This window comes from Protofrankia sp. CiP1_Cm_nod4 (genome assembly GCF_982290645.1).
The window spans coordinates 1,170-4,149 of sequence record NZ_CEVIVC010000249.1 but is presented as its reverse complement, the minus strand read 5'-3'; the positions used below and the strand labels follow the sequence as shown (position 1 = coordinate 4,149).

The 2,980-nt window shown below is 68.9% G+C and carries 1 protein-coding gene; it reads left to right on the top strand.

All coding sequences use genetic code 11. From position 1 onward, the window contains the following. Positions 1–248: 248 nt before the first annotated feature. Positions 249–2,980 (top strand): TIR domain-containing protein (locus tag AC5LSR_RS23680; RefSeq protein ID WP_493469059.1); only part of this gene is annotated, 2,732 nt, incomplete at its 3' end.

Below are 2,980 nucleotides of genomic sequence, written 5' to 3'. Positions count from 1 at the left end.
GGAACTGACCGCGACGATCACACCCCGGGACGAAGACGGCCAACCTGACTCCCCGTTGTAACAATTGGTGACGATCCGTATCGTCCGCCCGATAGCGACCGCCGGCCGGAGCAGCGGGCCGCCCACCAGAGGACGGCTGTCATCATGAAGCGGTGAACGCGGGGGGACATACCGACACCGAAGTTACGATAGGCGATAACAAGGTTACAGTCTTCATCAGCTACACCGGAGTGGATGAACCATGGGCGGTGTGGATCGCCTGGCAGCTGCGGGAAGCGGGCTACCGGCCCCAGTTGCAGGCCTGGCACTCGGTCCCCGGCGGCAACTTCGTCAACTGGATCAACGCGGAGCTCGCCGCCGCCGGCTGCGTGCTGGCGATTCTCTCCCCGGCCTACCTGCACTCGAAGTGGTGCGACGCCGAGCTGAACGCCGCCCTCGTCGACGCGGTCAAGGGGCGGCGAACACTGATCCCGGTCCGGGTCACGGCCTGCGAGACGCCGCCGCTGATGCGGCCGTTCAGCCGGATCAGCCTGGTGGACCTCTCCGCCACCGAGGCCCGGCATACACTGCTGACCGAGCTGCGCGCGGCCGTCAACGGTGAAAAGCTGCCCACGACCCCACCGACCTATCCCGGTACGGCCGGTGGTGGCGGGTCGCCGCCACCGTATCCGGGGCCGGACTACGAGCAGCTGACCGGCCGCCTGCTGGACCTGGTCACCCAGGCCTGCCGGTCACGCTACCCGGGCGCCACCGTCGAGCAGATCGCCCGCGGCGGGGGTATGCCGTATGTGAGCGTGGACGGACAGCGCGGTGGGGAACGGCAGCGCTGGCCGGTCGCGGTCAGCGTCGAGCCACCCGACATGGACGCGGTGACCGGTTTTCGCCAACAGATCATCACCCCGGTCTACCTGCCGATGGACGAGTGGGTGGACTCCGAACTGGTCCATCTCGGAAAGCCACCGGCGGAGGAGGTTTTTCGGCAGGCCCGCCGCCACCGGATCCGGATCTACAGCCTCGCCGAGTTCGAGGGCCGCTGGAATCCCCACCGCTACCTGGACCGTCAGGCCCGGCGCCTCGCCGACGACCCGACGTACCCACCCGGCCTGTATGTGCCCCAGCGGTTCACCGTCGCCGGCCCCATCGCCCGGCCCGGACAGCACGGTGTCGTGCAGAACGACGTGTTCATCGCCATGCGCGACTGGCTCGATGTCGAGGACGCCCGGTTCCTGCTCGTGCTCGGCGACTTCGGCCACGGCAAAAGCTTCCTGCTACGCGAACTGGCCCGGCGCCTGCCCACCGAACTGCCACAGATCATTCCCCTGCTCGTCGAGCTGGGCGCGTTGGAGAAGAGCCACTCCGTCGACGACCTGCTCGCCCTGCACCTGACCAAGAGCGACGAGGACGGCGTCAGCGTGCGGGCGGTGCGCCGCATGGTCGACCAGGGCAAAGCCGTGCTGCTGTTCGACGGCTTCGACGAACTGGCTTTACGGGTCACCTACGACCGGGCCGCCGAACACCTCAAAACGGTGTTGTCCGCGGTCACCGACCGGGCGAAGGTCGTGCTGACCAGCCGCACCCAGCACTTCCTGACCGATGACCAGCACCGCACCGAACTCGGCGCCACCGTGCAACTGCAGGCCGCCAGCCGAGAGATCCACCTGGCGGACTTCGATCATGAGCAGATCCGGGAGTTCCTCAGCCTCCTGTTCCACCAGAAACTCACCGCCGCCGAGCAGCAGAGCATCGGGGCCGGCCAGACGGAACGAGACGACGCCTCCCTGTGGGTGGAGGCCCGCCGGCAGGCCGACGCCCGCCTGAAGCTGATCGGGTCGATCGATGACCTGCTGGGGCTGTCGGCCAACCCCCGCATGCTCGGGTTCATCGCCGAGCTGGACGAAGCCGAGCTGGAGGCCGCCCGCACCGCCGACGGTACGATTACCTCCGCCGATCTCTACCAGAAACTGGTCGACCGCTGGCTCAGATACGAGGTGGGCCGCCGCCAGCCAACCCGAGGCGCCTACCAGACCCTCAATATTGACCAGCTGCGCCAAGCCGTTGACGCCCTCGCGATCGTTCTCTGGACCGCGGCCCAGGAGACCACCGATCTGTCCGGCCTGTCTGCGACGGTTCAGGCGACCCTGACCGACCTCGAAACGGTCAAACTGGACGCCGCCCAGGCCACGTTCATCGTGGGCTCCGGCAGCCTGCTTGTGCGCACCTCCGAGGGCACCTTCCGGTTCGTGCACCGCTCGGTGATGGAATACCTCGTCGCGGTCCAGGCCGCCGGACAGCTCACCGCCGGCGGCACCGACGGCACTGGGCCGGAGCTGCTGACCAGCCGGGAGATGTCCGACCTGATGGTCGACTTCCTCCATGGCATCGCCAACCGGACCGTGTTGGAACAGTGGGCTCGGGACATGCTGGCCACGCAGGGAGCAGGCAGCACCGCCCAACGCAACGCCCTGCGTATCGCCCGGAAACTGGAGGTGCAAGCCGAAGACGCCCAGTTGGCCGGCCGGGACCTGCGTGGCCAGGATCTCAACGGCCGGAACCTGCGCTACGCCGACCTGACCAGGGCAAACCTGGCCGGCGCGCGCCTGCACCAGCCGGACCTGACCGGCGCCGACCTGGCCGGGGCGAACCTGTCGGATGCGGTGCTGACCCGTCCGGACCTCACTGACGCCGATCTGAGCCGCGCGGACCTGACCGGGGCTCTGCTGGTCCGCCCGGACCTCACCGGGGCCCGGCTGGCCGGCAGCCGATGGACCGGCGCCGCGTTGCTCCAGCCCACCATCGATCCCGCGACAGCCGGCATCCCCGAACTCGTCCCCGCCGCGATCGTGGGCCGTGACCCCGTCGACCTCATGACCCTGCCCTCCGGCTCGATCAGCAGCGTCGCCATCGCCGGCCGCCTCCTCGCGGCTGCCTGTGGCTCGGCCGTGGTACTGCTCGACGCCACCAACCTGCGGCCCCTGCGCGT